The following is a 23,536-nucleotide window of genomic DNA, read 5'->3' on the forward strand; positions in this document are numbered from 1 at the left end:
CAGGCATGCCAGATCCGCAGAACCAGAAATGGCCCGATCAGCTCTGGGTCGTCCGGCACGGTCAGAGCGCGGGCAACGTCGCAAGGGACGCTGCCGAGGCCGCCGGCGTGCCGGTCATCGATATTGCCGACCGTGACATGGACGTGCCGTTGTCGGCGCTCGGGGTGGACCAGGCTCGTGCGCTCGGCCGCTGGGTCGGCGGCCTTGCGCCCGAGGAGCGTCCCAACGTCTTTTTGTGCTCCCCCTACATCCGGGCTCGGCAAACGATGCAGCAAGTCCTCGAGGCTGGTCAGATACCGCTGGAAGACGTGAGCACCGTGATCGATGAGCGGTTGCGCGAGAAGGAGTTCGGCCTGCTGGACCGGCTCACCCATCGCGGCATCCAGGAGCGTTTCCCCGACCTTTTCGAGCAACGGCGGCATGTCGGCAAGTTCTATTTCCGTCCGCCCGGCGGCGAAAGCTGGTGCGACGTGATCCTGCGGCTGCGCAGCTTGCTGGACACCGTGACGCGCGAGTACCGCCGGGAGCGGGTGATGGTCATCGCGCACCAGGTGATCGTGAACTGCATGCGCTACCTGATCGAGCGTCTGGACGAGGAGCAAATTCTCGCGATCGATCGCCAGGGCGACGTGCCCAATTGCGGTGTCACTCTCTATGGCTTCGACGCTGGCGCTGGGCGCAGCGGCAAGCTCACGCTGCAGAAGGCCAACTTTGTGGTGCCGCTCGAGGTGAGCGGCACACCCGTCACCGCCGCGCCGGATGTGCCGGTGGCCGCCAAGCCATGACGGCCCTGATCGAGCTCGACGATGCTGCGCTGAGGGCATGGCCGCTTCCCCAACCTGCGCACGATGACGACAAGGAGGCCCGCGGCCGTGTGCTGGTCATCGCCGGCTCGGCTGAGGTGCCGGGAGCCGCGGTGCTGGCGGGGGAAGCCGCCCTGCGGGCCGGTGCAGGGAAGCTCGTGGTGGCCACCGCCGCGTCGGTCGCGCTCTTGGTCGCACAGCAACTGCCCGAGGCCAGGGTTGTAGCCCTGGCCGAGGACGATGAGGGTGGCTTGCGCGAAGACGGCGTCGCAAGGCTCGGCGAGATCCTGGCGCAGACAGCATCGGTGCTCGTGGGCCCTGGCATGGCCGCAGGGGCTTCGACGGTTCGGTTCGTGCAGGCGCTGTTGGGCCGGCTGAATGGCCCGCCAGTTCTTCTGGATGCCGCCGCGATGGATGTCGTGCGCCGGCCGTCTGAAGGCGTACTGCCCTTCAGTCACAACGTGGGGATGACGCCGCACGCGGGTGAGATGGCGCACCTGAGCGGGGAGAAAAAGGAAAGTGTCGAATCCGATCCGGCCGAACGAGCCAGGATGGCAGCCAAAAACTGGGGCGCTGCGGTAGCGCTCAAGGGTGCCTGCACCTGGCTTGCCGCGCCGGATGGTCGCCTCTGGCGGCATGCGCGCGGCAATCCCGGCTTGGCGACTTCGGGCTCAGGGGACGTGCTGGCCGGCCTGGTTGCCGGGCTCATGGCACGCGGCGCGTCCGTTGAACAGGCGCTTGCCTGGGGTGTGGCCTTGCACGCCCGGGCGGCAGAAAGGCTGGCAGCCCGCATGGGCGCTCTGGGCTTCCTCGCGAGAGAGCTGGCGGCGGAGGTTCCCTCTCTGATGGAGACGCTGACTTCACCTGTCCCGAATGTCGAGCCGGCGGCGGGCGGATCAAGTCGGTGACGGGTTCTCCGTATCGACTTGATGAGGCTGACCCCGCCCCTCATTCGTTCTTGAACAGGCCCTTTTCCTTCATGCGCATCAAACGCGAGCGCGTGGCCGTCTTGCGCGCGGGCGCCAGTTCGTGGAACTGGGCTACGCCGGGCACCGCGCCGTCACGGCCAGCATGTCCCGCACCGGGCGGCGCTTCGACTGCAAGCGCGACAACAGGGCCAATGTCTGGCAGTTCGCCCGCATCGATCACTTCGTCCAGCACGGGCGGCTCTTGCACGACAGTGCGGATCTCGGGCACCGGCAGCAGCTCCAGCAAGTCGCCCCGGGGCTGCAAATGCGCCGCAGTGATAGGCACCGCCCTGTCCATGCTTTCCGCACTCACGACATCGTGGCTGGCAACGTGGTGTCCGAATCGGCCATCGTCGCCGTCGTCCGGATCAGGAATATCCAGATGCGTCAAATCTACCGTATCGCTGAGATCGACGAAGTCCGCCGGATCGGCGCGTCGGGCCGCTGTGGCATCGTCCAACGGCACGGATCGCACCAACGCGGGTAGATGAGGCAACGAGCCTCTGCCTTCGCCCGCGGTTGCCGACTCGTTACCCAAGTCCGGCACTTCCATGCGGTCATAGACCTGCAGGCGCAAGCGCTCCCATACCAGCCCCGTCGCCGCCAACTGACGCAGCCGCTCCGCCTGCGACAGACTGCTGCCGATGGACGAGAGCATCGCGTGCAGTTCGGGATAGACCTCGCTGTCGACGTCGAACTGCAGGTGAAGAACGGCCATGGTTCCTTGCCCTGCGCGCAGGTCAGGCACTGGTCGATTGTTCCTCCGACACGGCCTCGCCGATCATCTGAAATCCGCGCACATTGGCCGCCATGGCGTCAGGCATGATGAAGACCGGTATCGCCGGAAACCGCTTGACGAGAACGTCGCGGTAACGCTCAGGGTGGCCGCCCACCAGCACCATCAGATCGATGATTTCGTGGGCGTCGCGCAGGCCGTCGATCATGCGGTTGATGGAGTCTTCGATCACCGTCATGATGACTGGCTCGAAGGGCTTCAGATCGTGGGCCACGCCGGCCAGCTTGACCGGGCCGCCGCTGCGCAGCGCATCGTTGATGCGCGGCATGACAGCCGGGCCTAGCGGCCGGCCGACCTCGGCCACCAGCGAGTCGAGCACCGAGCGCACGACGCGATGGCGCCCGGCATCGGACGCCGCGCCACTAGCGCGCGGATTGATGCTGCCCTGCTGGATCAGCAGCCAGTCCAGCGTGTGCTCGCCGGGGTCGATCATCAACACCGACAGGTCGTCCAGGGCTTCACCGCTGGGCAGCGGCTTGAGTGCCCCAGCTGTCCTGGCGATGACCTCGTTGAGCTCGTCCAGGTGGGCGTCCAGCGCGGCGTAGCCACCCATCGGCTGGGCCTGCACCAGAACCTTCCTGACCTTGATCTTCTTGTCGTCGCCGACCGGGATTTCGCCCTCATAGCGAGAGCGCAGGTAGTCACGGCGTTTGCTGTCGTTGTACTGGTTGACGGGCAAGCCGAGAACGAGCACATCGATCACCGGGTCGCCTGCTTCCAGCATGTAACGCAGCGCACCTTTGGTCAGGGCTTCGTAGATGACACCGCGGTAGAACTCGTCCGTCACGTCGCGCCCGAAGCTGCCGCCGGCCTGCGCCAGGCCGACGTCGCGGCCCACCTCGTAGCTGGCGTCGTTCACCGGCACATCGAAAGTGTCGCGCCGGCGCGTCCCCAGCGTACGCACCGCGCTGGCGTCGGCCGGGATCGCCATCGACGGAAAGCTGATGAAGGCTAGGTCGGCACCCTTGCGCACACTCAGTTTGACGAGGCCGAAACCCACATCGATGGCGCGGACCACGGGCGCCTTGTTAGACGACGCTTGTTTCGTATCGGCACTGACTTCGCGCAGATTGGCATTTGATACGTTGGGCATGTTGATTCTCCGGTTGGTCAGCGGGTGGGCATTTGAGACTCGGGAATGCCGCAGATTCCGTCGAGTGCGCGATGTTGATGAGTCTGGTCGCCCCGGCCCGCCGTGGCTGTTTCCAAGCGTATACAGGCGGGCCATTGCGCTTGAATGCCGGGTCCTGTGGAACGGACGCGCTCGCGTTCATGGGGCCAAGCATGGAAAGCTGCAGGTCACACGCACAGCGGCGAGTTACCCAGGGGAGCCTGGAGCAGCCGGTCGACGCGGCAGACCGCTTCATCGACCTTGCGCGCGCAGCTGTCGTGAGGCGATCCGCTGTGGTCCCGCAGAACATTGAAAGGTCATGCGCGGCAGTGCCTGCTAGACCAACCCAACACTCGCGGATCAACGCCTATTTGCCATCACGATCAGAGTCGCCTGGAGTTGCGCGTTCCACCGTATCGCTGATGCGATTCCAGGCGTCTCGTGTCGCGTTTCTTGCGTCGTTCCATTCAAGCGTCGAATTTCCGCGCGAACGGCTCCAGTCACGCGAAAGGTCAGACTCAATGTCGTCGAAGTGCCGGCCGGGGTAGTTCGTATGAGCATCCACACCATACCGGTATGCAGGGCCGTAATCGTCGAAGCTGGCCTTCTCGCCAACATAGTCGCGGTCGGAATAGTTGGTTCGCCAATACGCTTCTTCTTGGGTAGGGTCAATTTTTTCGGCCACACCCTTGCCTGCAAGGCCGCCGACGATAGCGCCCACTGCAGCACCAATGACGGTACCTACCGGGCCGGCCACTGTTCCCGTTGCAGCGCCGGCGGCCGCGCCGCCCAGCGCTGCACCAACGCCAGTGCCGACAGGATGGGCGCCAGGAGTGCCGGTAATCGGGTCCCTGTTCTGGTTAGATTCAAGACTTGTGTTCTTCACTGTCATGATGTCTCCTTGAGAGTTTGCGCATCGGCGCGATCAACCTATGGGAAGCGAGCGACAGCGCTTTTTAGGCGCGTGTCTCAGCTTATGTGAGACAGATCGACTGCACATCGGACCAATGGACCTATGGCATGTCAGACCTGGCCTACTAAGCCATATGCGCCCCTCGCCGCGTAGTGCGAGGAAATGAAGATCAGTGTGTGCATGTTCATGATGTGTTTCCGCAGCAATGGAAACCGATTCGGCAATTGGCATGCCATGCGCACGAAGGTACGCGGGCAAGCGCCGAGCGTTCTCACGCGTTCTTCCGCCTGAACGCCCGCTGGAAGGTCTCGTCATAGCCGACGCTGAGGCGGATGGCGCTCAAGCTCCTGGTCGGGGTGACATCGCGCCGCGGCGTTTGGGCTTGCGGCGGTGTGGCGCGTCATCGATGCTCGGGCCGCGCGCACATCGGCCGTCGCGGCCGCGCGCTGTCGTCAATGGACCAAGGAGACCGCATGAATTTGTTCCCCCATGGCCGCCTGCGTGGATCGCTCGCCGCGCTGGGCGTGCTGCTGCTGCAATGCCTGAGCCCCGCGCACGCCGCCGACCCGGCGCCGTTGCCGGTAGTCGCGCCGAAAGCGGCCGGCTTCTCGCAACAGCGGCTGGACGCGCTGCACCGCCGCATCGAAAGCGAGGTCGGCGCCGGCAAGTATTCGGGCTGCATCGTGCTGATCGCGCGCGACGGCCGCATCGTCGACTGGCGCGCGCACGGCTGGCAGAACGTCGACCGCCGCACGCCACTGAAGAAGGATTCGATCGTCCGCATCTTCTCGATGTCCAAGATCGTCACGTCGGTGGCCATCCTCACGCTGCTGGAGGACGGCCGCCTGAAGCTGAACGACCCCGTCGAGAAGTTCCTGCCCGCGCTGAAGGACAGGCAGGTGCTCGTCGGCGGCAGCGCCGATGCACCGCAGCTCGTGCCCGCGCAGCGCTCGATCACCATCCGCGACCTGCTCACGCACACCTCGGGCTACTACTACGACGAGAGCTGGTCGGCCGACCCCCTGCCGATGGCAGTGATGCAGCGCGCACAGCTTTGGAAGGCTGCCAACCTGGATGACTTCATCGCGCGCCTGGCGGCGGTGCCGCTCAGCGAGCAGCCCGGCACGCGCTTCCGCTACGGCATCAGCACCGACATCCTCGGCGCCGTCGTTGAAAAGGCCTCGGGCCAGCGCCTGGACGCCTTTCTGCGCGAGCGCATCTTCGGCCCACTCGGCATGGTGGACACCGGCTTCTGGGTCCCGGCCGACAAGCTTGCGCGCCTGGCCACCGTCTATCAGCGCGACGACAACGGCAGGCTGCTGCCGAGCAGCTGGGCCAATGCCAACGAAGTGGGCCCCGGCCACGGCATCCTGAGTGGCGGCGGCGGCTTGTATTCGACGGCCGCCGACTACCTGCGCTTCGCGCAAATGCTGCTCAACGGCGGGCAGTTTGGCGGCGCTCGCATCCTCGGCCGCAAGACCGTCGCGCTGATGACCACCAACCACCTGAAGCACCTCGCCGACCCGCATCCCTCCGGAGCGCCCGGCCAGGGCTTCGGCCTCGGCGTGAGGGTGCTGACCGACCCCGGCGAGGGCTTCACCCTCGGCTCGCCCGGCGCCTTCGGCTGGGAAGGCGCGGCGACAACCTTTGTTCAGATCGACCCGCGTGAGCGCACGGTCGCATTGCTGCTACTCCAGCACATGCCTTACAACCAGGACGACGTCTTCGCCCGGTTCATGAACGCCTACTACTCGGCCCTCGACGACGCGCCGCGTTGAACGATCAACCGAAAAACGGGCTGTTGGCGTCTCCGTTCTCGGCCAGCGCCCAGTCGATTGAGCCGGCATCCGTCGTTCGACGGACCGCTATCCAGCCGGGAGCAGGTCTGGGACCGCGTGAAGACGGCTTTGCGGCAGAAACTGCCGGTTGGGCCAGTGGCCATGGCGGTCTGACCACAGCTCAGGGGCGGTCGCGCGATCAGTAGCAAGCGTTTTTACGATCGAAACGCTAGCCCACACGAACAGTCGGCAGGGCCTGCCCTGCCGACCGTTCGTCGGTCTTACATCAGCCGATCGGCCCGGTTCAGTTGCGGTCGGGACGCGGTGCGCGCATGGCGTAGTTAGACCCATTGGACGTCGTGGTCGCGTTGCCATCGGCTGCGGTTCGGTCGGCCCCCATCAGGCCGCCGGCGCGGTTATTCGGATTGCGGCCCATGTCCTGGTCGCCCGGTGTCACGGCAGCCTTGGCCGCACGGCCGGCGCTTGTCGATCCCGAGTTGGCATTGGTGTCGCTGCCCATCAGTCCACCGGTGCGGTTCTCCGGATTGCGCCCCATGTTTTGATCGCCGGGAGTGACAGCGGCGCTCGCCGCGCGCCCTACGGCAGTCGTGGCAGTCTGGGCTGTTGCAGTCGTTGCAAACGCGGCTACGGCGAGCGTAGCGAGAAGGTGCTTCGTCATGATCAGTCTCCAGTAGAGATAAGGGGAACTCTCTGGGCAATCAGCATGCCAAAGGGACCGAAGATCAAAGCGTCTCCCCACCCCAGGCGCAACACCTTGCTCGGAGCGCGCGGTACTCCGCTGCTTCAGCGTGGAGCCGCTCGGCACGCAACTGGCCGTGGGTGCAGCTGCGGTTTGCGCGACCCGACGCTTGACGTGCTGCTGGCGCACGCGCACAAGGGCGCTGTTGGCCGCCACTGATGTCACCACAGCGTCCAAGACCTGGCCAACCTATTCGCTGAACTAGAACGAGGTCCATTCATCGTCAGCGGCGGCTGCGGGACCAGCAGCGGTGGTTGGTGCCAGCACGGCCTTGGCCACAGGCCGGGCGGACGTCGGGGCGGTTGCCAGGGCCGGAGGCCGGGCTGCCGGCTTGGCGGCGAGCTTGGACGCGAAGGCCTTTGGCTTGTGCGCCTTGACCGCCGGCGCCCTGGGCGCGGCAGCGGCGTCAAGCTTGAAAGTCGACACCGTCTCGGCCAGCTGCTTGGCCTGGGCCTGCAGGCTTTCGGCCGCGGCCGCACTTTCCTCGACGAGGGCCGCGTTCTGCTGCGTGACCTGGTCGAGCTGGCTGACGGCCTCGCCAATCTGGCCGATGCCCTTGCTCTGCTCACCGCTGGCGGCGCTGATCTCGCTGATGAGGTCGGCCACCCGCTTCACCTGGTTGACGACATCGTCCATCGTGCGGCCGGCCTCGCCGACCAGCACGTTGCCGGCCTCCACGCGCTCGACGCTCGCGCCGATCAGGCCCTTGATCTCGCGCGCCGCCTCAGCGCTGCGCTGCGCCAGCAGGCGCACTTCACCGGCCACGACGGCGAAGCCGCGACCCTGTTCGCCGGCCCGTGCGGCCTCCACGGCCGCGTTCAGCGCCAGGATGTTGGTCTGGAAGGCGATGCCGTCGATGGTGCCGATGATGTCGGCGATCTTCTTGGAGCTGGTGGTGATCTGGTCCATCGTCGCGACGACCTGGCCCATGACCTGGCCGCCGCTTTCGGCCACCTTCGCGGCGCTGGTTGCCAGTTGGGCGGCCTGACGCGCCGTGTCGGTGTTGTGGTTGACGGTGGCGCTCAGCTCTTCCATCGAGGCAGCCGTTTCCTGCAGGTTGCTGGCCTGCTGCTCGGTGCGCTGGCTCAGGTCCGCATTGCCCTGAGCGATCTGGCCGCTGGCGGTGGCCACGCTGTCGGCATTGCCGCGAACCGCGCCGACGATACCCACCAGCGAGTCATTCATGCGCTGCAGCGCGCTGAGCAGCAGGCCGGCTTCGTCTCTGCGATCGGTCACCAGTTGCAGGCGCAAGTCGCCGCCGGCCACCGTCTCGGCCGCGTCGACAGCCTGCTGGATGGGCTGCACCACCGAGCGCGTGATCAGCAGCGCCATGGCCGCACCGATGGCGATGGCGGCCACTGCGGCCACCACCACGGCGATGGCGGCGAAGTCCACCGTCTCATCGGCCGATCTGGCGGCGGCGTGCATCAGTTCCTTCTGGAAGTCGACGAGCGCCTCCAGCGACTTGAAATAGGTGGCCTGCAGGGTCTGGGTCTCTCCCAGCAACAGGTCGCGCGCCGGCTCAATCTCGTCCTTGGTGCCCAGGTCGATGACCTTGCGCACCGACGCGACGAACTGCGTCCGCGCCTGCACCACCGTGGCCATCATCTGGCGGCCACGCTCTGACTTGATGCTGGCATCCAGCTTGTCGAATATCTCGGCGTTCGCCTTCGCGATGGTCTCTACCGTCGTCAGCTGGGCGCGCTTGCCTTCGGCATTGGGAATGAGCAGCACATTGCGCACGGCCTGCGCCGTCAGGTTGACGTTGTCCTTGATCTGCTCGAGCTGCTGAACCTTGACGATGCGGTCGTCGACCATCATGGCCAGCTCGTCATTGACACGCATCAGCGCCGTGCGCGCGTAGGCGGCCATCAGCACGGTGAAGGCGATTGAAATGGCAAACGCGAGGCCAAGGCGGCGGCCGATGCGCAGGTTGGTAAGGACGTTCATGCGACGGCTCCGGTTGAGGATTGGCCATGCTAACGATTCGGTCATGCAGCAGTCCGTGCATCCTGCTCCACAGGGATGCGCGGTGTGCGAGTCTGTGTCATCCGTTGACCCGGCGCAAGGCGAATCCCCCGTATGAGGCACGTGCTGGCTTCGCAGTCGCGGCAAGGAAGCTGACATCGCCCACCTGTCGCCGCTCCTGCGCAGGCGTTGCCGCTTCGACCGCGGCAAGGCCGGAACCTCGGTGAGCACGCAGCGCAAGTGAGCGGGGCTAGCGGCGCAGTGGATGATGCGCGGGTTGAACCGCTGAACTCGGGCCTTTCATCCGGCCCCCTCCGTGCTGCTTCCAAGAAGACCGATGCACCGACTACTTCGAACCGCCGCCGCCCTGCTTTCCGTTCTGGCCACTGGCGCCGCCCAGACCGCACCGGACACCGTCTACGTCGACCCAAGTGGCCAGATCTACACCGCCGCTGGCGAGCGCCTGGTGATGCGCGGCCTGAATGAGATGTTCGTGTGGTCGCACGATCCGCTGGGCAAGTCCCTCATCCCGCAGATCGACCAGACCGGTGCCAACAGCCTGCGCTTGGTGTGGGACCACAAGAAGGGGTCGAGCGCGGACCTCCTCAAGCTGATCGAAGCCACGATCGCACGCAAGATGGTGGCGATTCCCGAATGCCACAACGCCACCGGCAAGTGGGGCGAGGCGTTGCAAGGGTGCGTGAACTTCTGGAACGACCCGGCCCTCATCGCGGGCATCCAGGCGCAACGCCGCTGGACCATCCTCAACATCGCCAACGAGGCGGGCGACCGCACCGTGACAGATGAGGACTTTCTTGCCACCTATGGCCAGGCCGTCGAATCCCTGCGCCGCTGGGGCTACACCGTACCCATCATGATCGACGCGGCCGGATGGGGGCAGAACATCGACCAGCTGCTGCGGGTGGCGCCCGCACTGCTCCAGCGTGACCCGCTGCGCAAGCTGATTTTCTCGGCCCACTCCTACTGGCCGGCCGACAAAGCGCTGGACAACTACCGCAAGGTGGTCGAGGCCGGCCGGCGGCAGGGCGTCGCCGTGGTCGTGGGCGAGGGACCGTCGGTGACCCGCATGGGGCAGTGCGCCGACCCCAAGCCGCTACCCTACATAGCGGCCATGCAGATGCTGCAGGAGCACGGCGTCGGCTGGCTGAACTGGTCCTGGGGCGGCATGCCCAATGGCGACTGCAACGACTTCCGCTACTTCGACATCGCCGAGGGCGGCGTGTTCGGCAAATGGCCCCACGAGCCCGGTGCGCAGATCGTGGCGCTCAGCCCGCATGGCCTGATGCAGACCTCGATCCGGCCAGCCTCGTTCTATGAGGACGGCGTGGTGCGGCCCTCGGGGGTCTACGTCCACCTGGCCAAGTCGGTGCTCAAGGTCGGCGAGGCGGCGGCAGTGACCGTGCTCGTGGCGCCCGCCAACGCGGCCAGCAAGCGCTTCAATCTGAAGCTTGACGAGTGCCAGGGCAAGGGCGTCGTACGCCTGGAGGCGGGCGGGCGCCAGCTCACTGCTCTAAAGCCCGGCAAGGCGCGGCTGACAGCCACCACTCAGGACGGCGGCCTGCTATTTTCGGCAGAGGTCGAGGTGAAGTAGACGGGTGCGACCGGCCACTCCAGGCCCGTGGCGAACGGCTCCCGTATCGACGTGACATCGGCCTCCGGCGCCACCTGCGACTTGCCGGCCTTCAACCCCACGCTGTCGGACACGATGGATGCTGAACCATCGCGGCGCTTGAAAGCAATGATCTCCCGCTGCCGTAGCGCTTCAGCGTTCCAAGACCTCTCGAATCTTCGTAGCCAGGTCGTCAAAGGTGAACGGCTTGGTGATGAGCTGTACGCCGGGGTCCAGCCGCCCTTGATGCACGATGGCGTTGCGTGCATACCCGGTCGTGAACAAGACCTTCAAAGTGGCATGCATCTTCGTAGCCTGGGCAGCCAGGTCCTCGCCGGTCATGCCGCCGGGCAACACCACGTCGGTGAAGAGCAGATCAACGCTGGTGACGCGCAGGACACCCAGGGCGGCTGGCCCGTCAGCCGCCTCGATGACCAAGTAGCCCAGCTCGCGCAACGCACCGACTGTGTAGGCGCGCACGTCCGGGTCGTCCTCCACCACCAGGATGGTCTCGCCATCGGCTTCCGGCGCCGGGGCGGCCTCCTGTGCCTGATCAGTGGCCGCAGCCGCGTGGAACCGTGGCAGGTAGATCTTCACCGTGGTGCCGCTGCCCACCTCCGAGTACAGCTTGACGTGTCCGTTCGACTGTTTGACGAAGCCATAAACCTGGCTGAGGCCAAGGCCCGTTCCCTTGTCCGCCGGCTTGGTGGTGAAAAACGGCTCGAACGCCCGGGACAGTGTCTGTGCGTCCATGCCATGCCCCGAGTCGGTCACGCAGATCACGACGTACTGGCCTGGCTTCACTTCAGGGTGGCGGCTCGCGTAGGCCTCGTCGAGATGCGCGTTCGCAGTCTCGACGGTCAACTTGCCGCCCTCCGGCATCGCGTCCCGCGCGTTGACGGCCAGGTTGACCAGCGCGCTTTCAAGCTCGTTCGGGTCGACCTCCACACTCCACAGGCCGCCGGCCAGGACCGTCTCCATCTCCACCGTCTCACCGAGCGAGCGCCGAAGCAGTTCGGAGATGCCTTGAACGACGACGTTGACGTCCAGGGCCTTGGGATCAAGCGGCTGACGCCGGGCGAAGGCCAGCAACCGTTGCGTCAGGGTCGCCGCGCGCCGAGCACCCGACATCGCCGACGCGGCGGCGCGCTTGTGGCGTGCCATGCCTTCCGGCAACGTGCGGGTGAGCAGTTCGAGGTTGCCGACGATGACCTGCAGCAAGTTGTTGAAGTCGTGGGCGATGCCACCGGTGAGCTGGCCGATCGCCTCCATCTTCTGCGCCTGCCGCAACGCTTCGCCTTGCTGGACCAATTCTTCGGTTCTGTGGCGAACCTGCTCTTCCAGATGAGCGTTCAAGTCGCGCAAGGCGCCTTCCGCGCGTCGCCGCTCCGCCACTTCCCGCTGTGTTTCCTCGTTGAGGCGCACGTTGTCTATGGCCACGGCAGCCTCTCCAGCCAGGCCGCTCATGCTCTGCTCGGAGTCTTCGGTGAACACACCCGGCCGGGAGTGCCCGAAAAAAAGGCCGCCGATCACCGTGCCGGACCGGGAGATGACCGGCACCGCCAGGTAGCTGCGGACCGGCAGATGCCCTGCGGGCATCCCTTCATGAGGTTCGTTGCGGCCGTAGCGCGGGTCCAGGGTGATGTCATGCGACCTGACGATCCCCTGGCCGCCGAAAGTCGACGCAAAGATCGCGGTGTTGCGTGGCATCGGGAACTTGGAGAACGCCTCTGCCGGCACGCCCGACAGGCTGTAGAGCATGTAGCTCTCGCCAGACTCGTTGACCTGGTTGTAGAAGAAGGCGCCGAATTCGGCGCCAGTGAGTTCCACACCGGCATCGGTAACGGTCTTGACCAGCGTGTCCAGGCTCGTTTCGCGTGCCAGGCTCGCGCCGGTGCGGTTGAGCAACTCGAGAGCCCGCGTTTGTTCAGTGAGCTTGATCTCGTCGCGCCGACGTTCGGTCCGGTCCCTCAGGACCTTGACGAAACCTGCATCCGGGTCGCCTTCGTAAAGCCAGCTCGTTTCGCCGATGGCCCAGATCAATTGGCCGTCCTTGCGACGACGCCACCCCTCCGCACCTGCCGATCCACTTTGTCGAGCTTCTGCGACCTCCGCCTCCCACGCCGCATTGCCGCCTTCTTCCGCAGGAAACACGCGAGCCAGCGACTGTCCCAGCATCTCTGGCTCGGTCCACCCGAGCATCGCCGTTGCACCTTCGCTCCAGCCGGTGACGAAACCTGCGGTGTCGACGGTGATGACCGCCGTCTGAACGGCACGGTTCAGGATGCGGCGGTATCGGTCGATCACCGCGTCCTTCCATTCAACCGTTGAAGTCTCCAGCGACAGGCTGAAGGTCAGGGGAATCTGGTCGAGAGGCTTGGACATGGGCGCAGCAGTCAGAGAAGCCGCCTAGCGGCAACTGAAGCAGCCTGCGGAATGAACGCGCAGCATCGTGCAATTCCCCTGTGTGGGGTGTAGGACGACGCCCAAGACCGGCGTGCCGCGTTCAGCCTTGGGAACCGACGTCGGGTCGCTCCGGCGCAGCCCTGGTTCAGCCCCACCGCCCTTTCTGCGTGCTCCATCTCGTACCCCTCGAGCGGCGAGCGCGCAGCCGCCGCGCCTGAAGCGGGTCACAGCAGCTCTTGCAGCTTGGTCAGAGCCGTCGTCGCCAGCCCGTGCCACACCAGATGCGTAACATTCCTGCGCACCTTCGCCGGCACTTCATGCTGCTGCACTTCCTGTGACGACTTGAGCGTCGCCAGCAGCGACTTCGGTACGAGCGCGAACCCGGTGCCGGCCGCCACGCAGGCCACCATCGCCTGGTACGACGAAAACTCCAGCGTGCGCGCAGGCATCACCGACGACGCGCCCAACCAGTCCTGCATGCGCTTGCGGTAAGAGCAGCCGTCAGCAAAGGCGATCAGCGTCATGCCAGCGAGGTCTGCCGCGCGCGTGACCGGTGCAACGCCGCGCGCGGTGATGCACACCAGCTCTTCCTCGAACACCTTCATTGCATTGAGGCCGGGGGCCGTGAAGGGCTGCGAGACGAACGCCGCGTCCAGCTCGAAACTCGACACGCGATGCACCAGGGCGCTGGTGGTGCCGGTGGCCAGTTCCACCACCACGTCGGGGTAGAGCGCATGGAAGCGCGACAGGATGGGCGCGAGCCGACTGCCCGCCGTGCTCTCCAACGAGCCCAGACGCAGCACGCCTGCGGGTTTGCCGCTGCGCAACTCGCTTTCGGCTTCGTCAGCCAGGCGGAACAGTTGATGCGCATAGGCCAGCAGCCGCTCGCCCTCCGGAGAAAGCACCAGCCCTCGGCCCTGCCGCCGGAACAGTTGGCAGCCCAGGCGCTGCTCGAGCTGCTTCACGCGTGTGGTCACGTTGGACTGCACGCGGTTGAGCTTCTGCGCCGCGCGGATCACGCCGCCTTCCTGTGCAACGGCGCGAAAGATCTCCAGCGAGTCGAGGTCGATACTTCTCATGGAGAGAATGGTTAGTCAGGAATATTCATTTGTCGATGGCATCGATTCTCGGTCTACTGCAAAGCCATGGCAACCGCAGTCCGCCCCCCATCGACCTTCGCGTTGTGCATCGCGGGTGCACTGTCGCTGGCGGTTGCGATGGGCATCGGCCGCTTTGCCTTCACGCCGGTGCTGCCGCTGATGATTCGCGAGGGCCAGCTCGACATTGCAGCCGGGGGCTGGGTCGCGGCCGCCAACTACGCCGGCTACCTCGTGGGCGCGCTGACCGCCCGCAAGCTGCCGGGGCGCGCCACCCAGCTCGCGCTGCTGGGCCTGGTGCTGACGGTTGGGCTGACGGCGGCCATGGCATGGCCTGGCACCTGGCTGTGGGGCACATGGCGCTTCCTGGCAGGCATGGCTTCTGCGTGGGTGTTTGTTGCGACTGCCGTGTGGTCGCTGGGGGCACTGGGCCAGGCGGGCGAACCGCAGGCGGCCAGCCTGGTCTATGCAGGCGTTGGCGCGGGAATAGCGCTCGCCGGACTGCATGTCTGGGCGGCCGGCGCGACCCACGTCACCGCGCCCACACTGTGGCTGCAGCTTGCGCTGCTGGCGCTGGTGTTGTCACTGCCCGTCGTGTTCGTGCTGCGCCAAATCTCGGCGCCGGCTCTGGCGCCTGCACCGACCGCCCCCGCTGCGCCCGTGGCTGCAACGGGTGTTTCGTGGGGCCTCATGTTCTGCTACGGCGTCATGGGATTTGGCTACATCCTGCCGGCCACCTTCCTGCCCGTGCTCGCGCGCAACGTGGTCGACGATCCTGGCTCGTTCGGCCTGGCATGGCCGGTGTTCGGCGGCATCGCCGCACTCTCCACCATCGTCGCCGGCCGCTGGCTACAACGGCGACCTCACATCGAAGTGTGGGCGGTCTGCCAGGCGTTGATGGCCGTCGGGACGCTGCTGCCCAGCCTCTGGACCCACGGCTTCGTCATCCTGCTGTCGGCGCTGCTGGTCGGTGGCACCTTCATGGTCGTCACGCTCGCAGGGGTGCAGGTTGCGCGCGCCCGCGCCCTAGGAGACCCGCGCAACGCGGTCGGCCGCATGACTGCGGCGTTCGCCGTCGGGCAGATTGCCGGCCCCGTGGCGTCGGCCCTGCTGCTCAACGTGCCATCTCTGCGCACGAACGGTCTGGACATCGCGTTGCAGGTCGCAGCAGCATCGCTCTTCGCCACCGCTGCGTGGCTCTTGCGCGAGTCGCGCGCCTCTTGCCAGTCAACGGAGAACTAGCCATGCCCACTGAACAAGGATTTGCCGCGCACGCTCAAGAGCGCTTGCCCATGCCCGCCGCGGAGGCGATGAACGACGCGCAACGCGCTGCGGCGCAGGCCCTCATCGACGGGCCGCGCAAAGGCGTCTACGGCCCCTTCCTGCCGCTGCTGCGCAGTCCGGACTTGCTGGAGCGCATTGCAAAAGTCGGTGAGTTCCTTCGCTTTGGCAGCTCGATCGATGCGCGCGTGCGCGAGCTCGTCATCTGCGCCACCGCACGCCATGAGGGCAACCAGTTCGAGTGGCTGATGCACGCGCCATTGGCGGTGCAGGCGGGCGTCAATGCCGACGCGGTGGAGGTCTTGCGGCTTGGGGCGCGCCCCAAGGGACTGCAGGCCGACGAAGAACTGGCCCTCGACTTCGCCCGCGAGCTGCTGCACACGCATGGCGTGAGCGATCCCACCTATGCCGCGGCGATCACGACGTTCGGTGAGCAGGGCGTGGTGGAACTCACCGCGCTCATCGGCTATTTCACGATGGTCAATTGGGTGATGAACGTCGCGCGCACGCCGGCGATGGCCGGCGCGAATGGAGAGCCGCTGCAGGCCTTTCCGGCATAGACGTGCTTTTCACATGATCGCTACGTCCGCGACCGCCTGATCTCTTTTCGCGCTTTGCGCACTCGGGTGCTGAAGGGCCCCTGGCATCACGATCGCCTGTCCAGCAGGTGCGAGACGCCGTGCCGCTCCGTATCTCAGGGCGCCTTGACGACGATGCGGTCTCCCGAGTAGGTCACCGGAACAGCGGGCGCATCGAAGTCGACGGTCCGGTCGCCGGGCTTGAGGAAGCGGACGTTGAAGGTTCGCTTCGTCACCATGCCCGCGTAGGCCCCGGCGCGCGGCCCGATCGTGACTTCGCCGCGCTTCGCGTCATAGGCGAAAGGGATGCGCGTGAACTGGCCGGCCTTGTAGGAATTCGAGACGCCGTCGTCTTCATAGAGGCTGTAGCTGCCATCGGCGCCGGTGTAGACATGGAGGGTCAGCGGCGCATCGGGCTTCTCGTCCACATATTGCATGACGGGCCCCATGGGCACGATGGCGCCCGCCTTGATGAAAAGCGGCATCTGGTCCAGCGGGGCAACCACGGTGCGCGTCTCGCCGCCCTTGACCGCCTCGCCCGTCCAGGCGCTGTACCAGATCGACGTGCCGGGGAAGTAGACCGAACGTGACGTCGCGCCATAGCGCGTCACCGGCGCCACCAGCATCGACTTGCCGAACAGGTACTGGTCGGCGATCTTCTTGGCCGTGGCGTCTGCCGGGAAGTCCAGGGCCAGGCCCCGCATGATCGGCGCGCCCTCGTAATGGCTGTCTGCGGCGGCCGTGTAGATGTAGGGCATCAGCCGGTAGCGCAGCTCCAGGAACCACAGCAGGTTGGCCCGCATGGCGGAGCCCTCGGGCGAGATTTCATGGATCTCGCGCTTCACGCCTTCGCCGTGGCTGCGCATCAGCGGCGAGAAGGTGCCGAACTGCCACCAGCGCTGGTTCAGCTCCTGCCACTCCTTCAGATCTTCGGCGGTACGCGTGCCACCGCCGGTGCGGTTCTCCTGGAGCCCCGCGACCGACTTGTCCTGGAACCGGGCTTCCTGCGAATAGCCGCCGATGTCGTGGGTCCAGTTGGGCACGCCCGAGAACCCGGTCTGAACCCCGGCCGAGATCTGCTTGTGCAGGTTGTCCCAGGTGCCGACGACATCACCCGACCACAGAGCTGCGGCATTTCGCTGCACGCCTGCAAAGCCGGAGCGGGTCAGGATGAAATGGCGGAGGTCCGGCCGGTCGCGTTTCAGGCCGTCATGGACGGCCTGGGTGGCCATGGTCGCGTAGGCGTTGGTCACCAGCGCACCGGGCCCCATCTGCGTCGGCGTGATCAGTTCGGCGATCTCTTCGGGGCTGGCGTTGGAGCGCACGTCGGGTTCGGTGTTGTCCATCCACCAGGCGTCGAAGCCGAGGTCGACCAGGGGCTTCTTCATCTGGCGGTAGAAGATGTCGCGCGCTTCCTGGCTGTAGGGCGAAAAGTGGCTGTTGAGATGGCCGGCCCCGACCCAGTCCTTCATGCCGAGTTCGACATTGCGCCGCCACATATGGCCCTTGGCGTCCAGCTCCTTGTAGTTGTCGGTGTTGGGGTAGAACTTGCCCCAGATCGAAATCATGAGGCGGGCATGCTGGCGATGAACTTCATCGACCATGCCCTTGGGATCAGGGAAGCGTGCCGGATCGAAGGCATGGCTGCCCCACTGGTCCTCCGGCCAGTAGAACCAGTCCTGCACGATGTTGTCGATGGGCCAGCGATTGGCGCGGTAGGTGTTGAGCACGTCGAGCAGCTCGGTCTGCGTGCGGTAGCGCTGCCGCGATTGCCAGAAGCCGTAGGCCCATTTCGGCATCATGGGTGGCACGCCGGTGACGTGGTGGTAGCCGCGGATGACGCCCTGCATCGAATCGGCGCCGATGAAGTAGTAGTTCAGGCCGGTGCCGGCTTCCGAAGCGAAGCGCAACGAGTGCTTGTCGGCGGCCGGCTCGGGGTCGGAGTGGTGCAGCGAGATGAGGCCACTCGTCGGCAGCCATTCGACATGCAGGCTGACCGGCTTGCCCTTGCTGAACGGCTGCTCGAAATTGTTGTACCAGCCGTTCCAGCCCATGCGCCAGATGCTGTGGTCGAAGAGCGTCTTGCCGTCGACCTTCAGCGTCACGTAGTCGGACGCGAACAGGCGCATCTTGTGCAGCCCCGGCTTGTCCGAGGTGGCGGTGCCTTCCCAGACGACCTTGACCTTCTTGCCGCGGGTGGCTGCCTTGCTCAGCGCGGGCTCCGTGGGCCAGTGTTTGCTGACATCGCTGAGGAACTGATAGCGGATGTCCGGCTCCACGCGGGTCAGGATCAATTGATCGTCGACGTAATACTTTGCGGTCAGGCCGCTCGAGCCGTCCAGCGCGGTCAGCTTCAGGTCTCGGCTGGCAAGGCCGAAGCGCTGCGGGTTGCCGAAGCGCGTGACGGCGTTGTTGTCCCAGAGCACGCCGTAGTTCCTGTCGGACACGACGAACGGGATGGCGATGTCCATGTTGTGCTGGCGAAGCTCGACGTCTTCGCCGTTCAAGTCCATCAGGGCGTTCTGGTGCTGCCCAAGGCCGTAGAAGGCCTCGGTCGTGCCCTTGTTGAACTGGGCGGACGGGGCCACAAAAGACCGGCCCTCGACCGTGACCTGCCGGATGTCGGCTCTGGCCGTCTTCAGCACGGCGACACCCTTGGCATCCAGGAAGGTCACCAGGCCATCCTTCAGCGACACCTGGGCAGACGCCCTGCCTGCATCGAGCGTCACGGTGTCGGGGCCCGTCTTCACCGTGAAGCGCCCGCTCGGTTTGGCCACGGCCATCAGCGACTCGAGCTGCGGACGCGCCGGATCGTCGACGCCGATGACCTGGATGATCGAGTCGGTGATGGCGTTGAGGCGCAGCTCCTTGACGCTGCCCGCATCGGGCCGCACCAACACGCCCGTGGGCGTTTGCTGGTAGGTGCCGGCGAAGGAAGCGGTCGTCGCGAGCAAGGTGGCGGCGAGCATGGGAAGCGAGCGGAGCGAGCGGGGTGAGCGGGGTGAGGTCATGTCGTTCAGGCCGCGGCGACGGTCAAGGTGGTGGTCTTCAGATCGACGCTGTTGGGGCCGGTCATGATGGTGAAGCTGCCCGGCTCGACGACGCGCTTCATGTCCATGCCGTAGAACTGGAGTTCTGCGGTCGTGATCGTGAGGGTGACCGTGCGCTTCTCGCCGGGCGCCAGCGTGACGCGGGCAAAGCCTTTGAGTTCCTTGACCGGTCTCGTCACCGACGAAATGTCATCGCGGATGTAGAGCTGCACCACCTCATCGCCCGCCCGCTTGCCCGTGTTGGTGACGTCCACCGAGACGGTCACACTGTCCGTCGGCGCTATGGTGGCCTTGGACAGGCGCGGCGCCGACAGTGCAAACGTGGAGTAGCTCAGGCCGAAGCCGAAGGGATAGAGCGGCGTGTTGTCAGCACCCAGGTAGCCGCGGCTGGCCGTGGGCTTGGCGTTGTAGTACACGGGCAGTTGACCCGCGTTGCGCGGGAAGCTGATCGGCAGCTTGCCGCCCGGGTTGGCGCGGCCGAACAGGATGTCGGCAGCCGCATGGCCGGTTTCCTGGCCGAGGTACCAGCCTTCGATGAGGGCGCTGGCCTTCTCCTGCAACAGGTTGATCGCCAGCGGCTTGCCATTGAGGAGGAAGACGACCGTCGGTTTGTTCAACGCGAAGATGGCCGCGGCCAGATCGTTCTGCTGGCCGATGAGTTCCAGCGAGTCCCGGTCGCCCAGATGGGTGTCCGACCAAGCCTCGCGGGTGGTCTGTTCGTTGTCGCCCAGCACCATGACGATGGTGTCGGCCGCCTTGGCGGCCTTGACGGCCTCGGCGATGAGGCGGGCGTTGACCGCCGGCGCTATGAAGCGCACTTCGTCCGTCGCCCACTCGCGCTTCTCGGTCAGCCGAACCGCTTCACGGTATTCGAACGCAAAGCCCTGCGACTTCGCTTCGCTGGCCAGCGCGTCATGGATCGACACCACGTGGCGAGGGATGTCGGAGTAGCCGCCGATGGGCGTGTCCTTCGCATGCGTGCCGAGCAGCAGCAGCTTGCCGACCTTCTTGCCGTTGAGCGGAAGCACCCCGTCGTTCTTCAGCAGCACGACCGACCGCACCGCCGCTTCGTGCGCCAGGGCCACCGCGTCCGGCGTGGCGGTCAGGCCGTCCGCCTTGGCGGCGTCGACATACGGGTCTTCGAACAGTCCGGCGAGGAACTTCAGCTCCAGGACGCGACGCACCACCACGTCAAGCTCGGCCTCCTTGATGCGGCCGGTCTTCACCAAGCCGACAAGTTGCGGGAAGCCACCCTCGTCCGGCGTTTCTATGTCGACCCCGGCGGTGAAGGCACGGTAAGCCGCCTCCGTCATGTCGGGCGCCAGGTGGTGGCGCGACACCAGATCGCCGATGGCGAAGTAGTCGGAGACCGTCAGGCCCTTGAAGCCCCATTCCCCGCGCAGGATGGTCTTCAGCAGCCACGGGTTGGCATGCGAAGGCACGCCGTCGATCTCGTTGTACGACGGCATGACGGCCGCGATGGGCGTCTCGCGGATGATCTTCTCGAACGGCGGGAAGAAGACCTCGCGCAGCACCCGCTCGGAGATCTGCGCCGGCGCGGTGTTGATGCCGCGCTCGGGCTGGCCATGCCCGGTCATGTGCTTGAGCGTCGCCATCACCTTGCCGGCGGCAAGCTTGCGCTCGGTGCCGGAAAAGCCGATCACGGCGGCCTTGCCCAGCACTCCCATCAGGTAAGGGTCCTCGCCGAAGGTCTCTTCCACGCGGCCCCAACGCGGATCGCGGCAGACATCGACGACCGGCGCCAGGGCGAGGTTGGCACCGCGGGCCCGCATTTCGCGGGCGCAGACCGAATAGATCCGTTCGATCAGCGCCGGGTCGAAGGACGACGCCAGGCCGATGGCCTGCGGGAAGCAGGTCGCATCGCGCGCCGCGTAGCCATGCAGGCTTTCCTCATGCATGAAAAGCGGAATGCCCAGGCGCGTCTGTTGCAAGGCCCAGGCCTGGGCGGCATTGACGTAGGCGGCCGTCTCGGCGGCCGTGCGGTTGGCCGTGTTGGCATCTGCCCCGGCGTTCAGGTTGTCCATGCCCTTGCGGTCACTCGGGCGGGCCAGCATGCCCAGGCCGTGCGGCAGGGCCTGCGCAGCGCGCGCCGCGTCGAAGTCGCCACGTTCGTTCTGCACGCGGTTCTTGGCTATCCAGATGCACATCGTTTGGGCCACCTTCTCCTCCAGCGTCATGCGGGAGAGCAGGTCGTTCACGCGCAGCTCCACGGCCGCAGAAGCCTGCTTGTAGAGCGGCTGATCGCCAGCGGCCGACACCACCTGGCCTGCGGTGGCCAGCCCGACGGCACCGACGCTCTGGACAAAATTTCGACGTGTCACACCGGCATTCCTCATAGTCTCTTTCGTGGGCGGTTCAGTCTGGGCGCGCACCTAGCCCAAGGTTGCTGGGCGTGGCGAAGGCCGGGGCGGAGTATTACAAGCCGCCAAGCCGCCAAGCCGCTGACCGATGATGAGCGCGGACCTAGGCGATCCGCGCGTAGACCGCCGTGTCCCTCGGGTGCCCATCCACCCCGAGCGCCTCGCACCTCAGCACACCTTCCAGCGTGAAGCCGCAACGCTCCGCCACCGCGCGACTCTTCACGTTGCGCGCGTCGCAGCGGATCTCCACGCGGCGCGCGGCCAGCAAGCCGAAGGCCAGCGCCGTCAACAGGCCCACCGCCTCGCTGACGTGGCCCTGCCCCGCCGCCTCGGGCCGTATCCAGTAGCCGATCTCAAAGCGCCGCACGGTCCAGTCCATGCGGTGCAGGCCGGTGCCACCGAGCAGGCGACCCGCGCTGCCGTCGGCGCGGCGGGCGTAGATCTGCCAGCTGAGGTCGCGCCGGGCGATGAAGTCGGCCTGCATGCGCCGCACGACCAACTCCGCGCTCTCGGCCGTCGGCGCTTCCTGCGCCCAGGGCATCCAGGGCCGCAGGTGCGACAGCGACTGCGTGACGACGACAGCCATCTCGGCGCCAAGCCCCGCGCACGGCGCCTGGAGCACGGTGCGCTCGCCGTCGAGGCGCTCGGGAATCTCAAGCAGCAGCGGGTCCGTCATGTCGTCATCACTTCGACCGGTTTGGGCAGCTCGCGCACGCCGCGCAGCACCGGGTTGTTCCAGGCCCACACCGCCGTCAGCACGCAGCCCACGCCGGCAAAGGCCAGCGCGGTGCGCAACCCGAAGTGCTCGCCCAGCCAGCCACCGAGCAGCGCGCCCGGCGCGGCGGGCAGCAGGATGAGCCAGCGCACCGTGCTGGTCATGCGGCCCAGCATGGGCGCAGGCGTGACGGCCTGGCGCATCGACAGGAAGTTGATGAACATCAGCACCGCGCCCACGCCCCAGGTGAACAGCATCAGCGCAAAGCTGGCCACGCCCCAGTAGCCCGAAGGCGCGAAGGCGAGCTGCAACCAGGCCAGGCCGCACAGCGACAGGCCCAGCACCATGCAGGGGCCCGGCCCCATGCGCCGGCTGATGCGGTGGCCGAAGATGCTGGCCAGCACCGTGCCCACGCCAATGGCCACGTAGGACCAGCCCACGGTCTGCGGCTCCAGGTGCAGCTCGCGTGTCGCGAGCAGGATCTGCACCACCAGCGCCGCGTTGTGGAAGACATGCCAGCCTGCCACGGCAATGGCCATGCTGACAAGCAGCGGCCGATCCCGCACGAACTGGATGCCGGCCTTCAGCTCGGCCCAGAAGTCCTGCGTCTTGCGCTCGGGCAACTGCTCTTTGACTTGCACGCCGCGCAGGATCATGACCGACAGCACCAGCATCACCGCGTCCACGGCAAGGGCCAGCGGCGCCCCCAGCAGCTTGATCAACAGGCCCGCAAGGCCTGGCCCCGCGACATCGGCGCCCGACGAAGCCAGCGCATTCTTGGCATGCGCCTCGACGAGCCGTTCGCGCGGCACCACCTGCGTCAGCACGATCTGCGCGGCGCTGCCCGCCGTCGTGTTGATGGTGCCGATGACGAAGCCGATGAAGTAGAGCCAGCCCATGCCGAGCACGTCCAGCCAGGCCGCGATGGGCACCGACACGACGGCCAATGCCATCACGGCCTCGCCGCCGATGTAGACGGGCAGCTTGCGCACGCGGTCCAGCAGCACGCCGGCGGGCAGGCAGAACAGCGCGAAGGGCAGCACCTCGAGCGCCTGCAGCACGCCCATCTGCGTGGGCGTGGCGTGCAGCAGGACGGCGGCCGTCAGCGGCAGCGCCAGCAGCGTGATCTGGCCGCCGAGGGAGGAGCAGAGGATGGAGGACCACAGCCGTCGGTAGACGGGCTCGCGCAACAGGTCCTGGGGCGCGAGCGTGAAGAAGGCAATCAGGCGAGAAAACATGACGGCAAGGGCTTGAGGGCTCGACGGGCGGGAGGCGTCCCGCAGGGGCTGGACGGCGCAGGC

General features: G+C 66.3%; 17 protein-coding genes. 6 read left to right on the forward strand and 11 right to left on the reverse strand.

Annotation, left to right across the window (positions count from 1 at the left end):
• Positions 1-5: 5 nt before the first annotated feature.
• A complete protein-coding gene (locus AC0IZJ_RS07470) occupies positions 6-785 on the forward strand; it encodes a histidine phosphatase family protein (protein WP_471848207.1) in 780 nt (259 codons plus the stop codon).
• Complete coding sequence (locus AC0IZJ_RS07475) at positions 782-1,711, forward strand: NAD(P)H-hydrate dehydratase (RefSeq protein ID WP_471848209.1); 930 nt, start codon at positions 782-784, stop codon at positions 1,709-1,711. Before AC0IZJ_RS07470 ends, AC0IZJ_RS07475 begins: the two co-directional genes overlap by 4 nt.
• Positions 1,712-1,751: 40 nt before the next feature.
• Here AC0IZJ_RS07475 and AC0IZJ_RS07480 read toward each other — a convergent pair whose 3' ends face one another.
• From AC0IZJ_RS07480 to AC0IZJ_RS07490, 3 genes are all read right to left on the reverse strand, one after another.
• A complete protein-coding gene (locus tag AC0IZJ_RS07480) occupies positions 1,752-2,489 on the reverse strand; it encodes a hypothetical protein (protein ID WP_471848211.1) in 738 nt (245 codons plus the stop codon).
• Positions 2,490-2,511: 22 nt separating this feature from the next.
• Positions 2,512-3,795: a ParM/StbA family protein gene (locus AC0IZJ_RS07485; protein ID WP_471848213.1), complete on the reverse strand. Its 1,284-nt coding sequence runs from the start codon at positions 3,793-3,795 to the stop codon at positions 2,512-2,514.
• A gap of 250 nt (positions 3,796-4,045) precedes the next feature.
• Complete coding sequence (locus tag AC0IZJ_RS07490; protein WP_471848215.1) at positions 4,046-4,570, reverse strand: hypothetical protein; 525 nt, start codon at positions 4,568-4,570, stop codon at positions 4,046-4,048.
• Between the two features lie 494 nt (positions 4,571-5,064).
• On the opposite strand from AC0IZJ_RS07490, the gene AC0IZJ_RS07495 reads away from it, so the two are divergent.
• Positions 5,065-6,369, forward strand: coding sequence for a serine hydrolase domain-containing protein (locus tag AC0IZJ_RS07495; protein ID WP_471848217.1), 1,305 nt, complete (start codon positions 5,065-5,067; stop codon positions 6,367-6,369).
• A 304-nt stretch (positions 6,370-6,673) separates the two neighbouring features.
• Here AC0IZJ_RS07495 and AC0IZJ_RS07500 read toward each other — a convergent pair whose 3' ends face one another.
• Together AC0IZJ_RS07500 and AC0IZJ_RS07505 are read right to left on the reverse strand one after the other, a co-directional pair.
• Positions 6,674-7,048 carry a hypothetical protein gene (locus AC0IZJ_RS07500; RefSeq protein ID WP_471848219.1) on the reverse strand — a complete coding sequence of 125 codons (375 nt, stop codon included), beginning with the start codon at positions 7,046-7,048 and terminating at the stop codon, positions 6,674-6,676.
• Between the two features lie 282 nt (positions 7,049-7,330).
• Positions 7,331-9,079: a methyl-accepting chemotaxis protein gene (locus AC0IZJ_RS07505; RefSeq protein WP_471848221.1), complete on the reverse strand. Its 1,749-nt coding sequence runs from the start codon at positions 9,077-9,079 to the stop codon at positions 7,331-7,333.
• Positions 9,080-9,434: 355 nt separating this feature from the next.
• Here AC0IZJ_RS07505 and AC0IZJ_RS07510 point away from each other — a divergent pair, with 355 nt between their 5' ends.
• Entirely contained in the window at positions 9,435-10,709 is a 1,275-nt protein-coding gene (locus AC0IZJ_RS07510) for a cellulase family glycosylhydrolase (protein WP_471848223.1), read from the forward strand.
• Positions 10,710-10,880: 171 nt separating this feature from the next.
• Here the strand turns inward: AC0IZJ_RS07510 and AC0IZJ_RS07515 are convergent, their stop codons facing one another.
• Both AC0IZJ_RS07515 and AC0IZJ_RS07520 read right to left on the reverse strand, forming a co-directional pair.
• Complete coding sequence (locus AC0IZJ_RS07515; RefSeq protein ID WP_471848225.1) at positions 10,881-13,112, reverse strand: GAF domain-containing hybrid sensor histidine kinase/response regulator; 2,232 nt, start codon at positions 13,110-13,112, stop codon at positions 10,881-10,883.
• Between the two features lie 245 nt (positions 13,113-13,357).
• Positions 13,358-14,212, reverse strand: a complete 855-nt coding sequence (locus tag AC0IZJ_RS07520) for a LysR family transcriptional regulator (RefSeq protein ID WP_471848227.1) — start codon at positions 14,210-14,212, stop codon at positions 13,358-13,360.
• Between the two features lie 66 nt (positions 14,213-14,278).
• Between AC0IZJ_RS07520 and AC0IZJ_RS07525 the strand changes: the two genes are divergently transcribed.
• Together AC0IZJ_RS07525 and AC0IZJ_RS07530 are read left to right on the forward strand one after the other, a co-directional pair.
• Positions 14,279-15,472 carry a YbfB/YjiJ family MFS transporter gene (locus AC0IZJ_RS07525; protein ID WP_471848229.1) on the forward strand — a complete coding sequence of 398 codons (1,194 nt, stop codon included), beginning with the start codon at positions 14,279-14,281 and terminating at the stop codon, positions 15,470-15,472.
• 2 nt (positions 15,473-15,474) lie between these two features.
• Positions 15,475-16,071 (forward strand): carboxymuconolactone decarboxylase family protein, encoded by a 597-nt coding sequence (locus tag AC0IZJ_RS07530; protein ID WP_471848231.1) that lies wholly within the window; start codon positions 15,475-15,477, stop codon positions 16,069-16,071.
• Positions 16,072-16,205: 134 nt separating this feature from the next.
• Here AC0IZJ_RS07530 and AC0IZJ_RS07535 read toward each other — a convergent pair whose 3' ends face one another.
• The 4 genes from AC0IZJ_RS07535 to AC0IZJ_RS07550 form a co-directional block, all read right to left on the reverse strand.
• Positions 16,206-19,058 carry a glycoside hydrolase family 31 protein gene (locus AC0IZJ_RS07535; RefSeq protein WP_471848233.1) on the reverse strand — a complete coding sequence of 951 codons (2,853 nt, stop codon included), beginning with the start codon at positions 19,056-19,058 and terminating at the stop codon, positions 16,206-16,208.
• 47 nt (positions 19,059-19,105) lie between these two features.
• Positions 19,106-21,481 carry a glycoside hydrolase family 3 N-terminal domain-containing protein gene (locus AC0IZJ_RS07540; RefSeq protein WP_471848235.1) on the reverse strand — a complete coding sequence of 792 codons (2,376 nt, stop codon included), beginning with the start codon at positions 21,479-21,481 and terminating at the stop codon, positions 19,106-19,108.
• A 142-nt stretch (positions 21,482-21,623) separates the two neighbouring features.
• The gene (locus AC0IZJ_RS07545; RefSeq protein WP_471848237.1) at positions 21,624-22,196 is read right to left on the reverse strand and encodes a GNAT family N-acetyltransferase; all 573 of its coding nucleotides are present in this window, start codon (positions 22,194-22,196) and stop codon (positions 21,624-21,626) included.
• Positions 22,193-23,473, reverse strand: a complete 1,281-nt coding sequence (locus AC0IZJ_RS07550) for an MFS transporter (RefSeq protein ID WP_471848239.1) — start codon at positions 23,471-23,473, stop codon at positions 22,193-22,195. Before AC0IZJ_RS07550 ends, AC0IZJ_RS07545 begins: the two co-directional genes overlap by 4 nt.
• Positions 23,474-23,536: the final 63 nt, after the last annotated feature.

It is taken from the genome of Roseateles sp. AC306 (assembly GCF_979253795.1).

Coding starts and splice junctions, on each gene's coding strand:
- AC0IZJ_RS07520 (WP_471848227.1), bottom strand. CDS start 14,212: ATGAGAAGTATCGACCTCGACTCGCTGGAGATCTTTCGCGCCGTTGCA.
- AC0IZJ_RS07470 (WP_471848207.1), top strand. CDS start 6: ATGCCAGATCCGCAGAACCAGAAATGGCCCGATCAGCTCTGGGTCGTC.
- AC0IZJ_RS07480 (WP_471848211.1), bottom strand. CDS start 2,489: ATGGCCGTTCTTCACCTGCAGTTCGACGTCGACAGCGAGGTCTATCCC.
- AC0IZJ_RS07535 (WP_471848233.1), bottom strand. CDS start 19,058: ATGCTCGCCGCCACCTTGCTCGCGACGACCGCTTCCTTCGCCGGCACC.
- AC0IZJ_RS07495 (WP_471848217.1), top strand. CDS start 5,065: ATGAATTTGTTCCCCCATGGCCGCCTGCGTGGATCGCTCGCCGCGCTG.
- AC0IZJ_RS07505 (WP_471848221.1), bottom strand. CDS start 9,079: ATGAACGTCCTTACCAACCTGCGCATCGGCCGCCGCCTTGGCCTCGCG.
- AC0IZJ_RS07510 (WP_471848223.1), top strand. CDS start 9,435: ATGCACCGACTACTTCGAACCGCCGCCGCCCTGCTTTCCGTTCTGGCC.
- AC0IZJ_RS07550 (WP_471848239.1), bottom strand. CDS start 23,473: ATGTTTTCTCGCCTGATTGCCTTCTTCACGCTCGCGCCCCAGGACCTG.
- AC0IZJ_RS07515 (WP_471848225.1), bottom strand. CDS start 13,112: ATGTCCAAGCCTCTCGACCAGATTCCCCTGACCTTCAGCCTGTCGCTG.
- AC0IZJ_RS07500 (WP_471848219.1), bottom strand. CDS start 7,048: ATGACGAAGCACCTTCTCGCTACGCTCGCCGTAGCCGCGTTTGCAACG.
- AC0IZJ_RS07530 (WP_471848231.1), top strand. CDS start 15,475: ATGCCCACTGAACAAGGATTTGCCGCGCACGCTCAAGAGCGCTTGCCC.
- AC0IZJ_RS07490 (WP_471848215.1), bottom strand. CDS start 4,570: ATGACAGTGAAGAACACAAGTCTTGAATCTAACCAGAACAGGGACCCG.
- AC0IZJ_RS07475 (WP_471848209.1), top strand. CDS start 782: ATGACGGCCCTGATCGAGCTCGACGATGCTGCGCTGAGGGCATGGCCG.
- AC0IZJ_RS07545 (WP_471848237.1), bottom strand. CDS start 22,196: ATGACGGACCCGCTGCTGCTTGAGATTCCCGAGCGCCTCGACGGCGAG.
- AC0IZJ_RS07525 (WP_471848229.1), top strand. CDS start 14,279: ATGGCAACCGCAGTCCGCCCCCCATCGACCTTCGCGTTGTGCATCGCG.
- AC0IZJ_RS07485 (WP_471848213.1), bottom strand. CDS start 3,795: ATGGCCCGCCTGTATACGCTTGGAAACAGCCACGGCGGGCCGGGGCGA.